This window comes from Acutalibacter sp. 1XD8-33, assembly GCF_003612555.1.
Lineage (GTDB): Bacteria > Bacillota > Clostridia > Oscillospirales > Acutalibacteraceae > Acutalibacter.
This window is the reverse complement of the sequence record NZ_RAZF01000100.1, coordinates 1-550: the sequence shown is the minus strand read 5'-3', so window position 1 is coordinate 550 and position 550 is coordinate 1. Positions and strand designations below refer to the sequence as shown.

Genomic DNA, 550 nt, shown 5'->3' with positions numbered 1-550 from the left:
CCTTTTTCTCCCTCATTCTACAGTTTCAGCTTTGAGACAGCAAAAGGCACGGTTGGCTGCCGCGCCTTTCAACGTTATTTACTATTGTAGGAGGGTTTATGAACTATAAAGGGAATCAGCATTTGAAGTGGGAAGATCGGCTTTCCCTTGAACGTATGCTAAAGATAAAAACGCCGAAACCGAAAATTGCGGAAGCTTTAGGCGTTTGCCTGAAAACCGTATACAATGAAATTGCGCGGGGAATGTGCGAACAGCTTACAAGCGAACTGGAACCCGTGTCGCGGTATTGCGCGGACGTTGCAGAACGGAAGTATCAAGAGCATTTGCGGGCAAAGGGGCCGGACATAAAGCTGGGGAAAGACTTTGCCTTTGCGGAGTATATCGAAGAACAGATCATTGACAAGAAGAGGTCCCCCGGCGCGGCTTTGGCACAAATTGCGATTGACGGAATGGAGTTCGACACCCATATTTGCGAAACGACCCTTTATAACTGGATTTATCGGGGCGACATTTTCTTGAATGTTACGGCGGAACACCTTTTGTATAAAGG

Annotated in this window: 1 pseudogene; it reads left to right on the top strand. The window is 47.3% G+C overall.

From position 1 onward, the window contains the following. Window positions 1–98: 98 nt before the first annotated feature. Window positions 99–550 (top strand): annotated as a pseudogene (locus D7X94_RS18030) (IS30 family transposase); the annotation flags it as partial.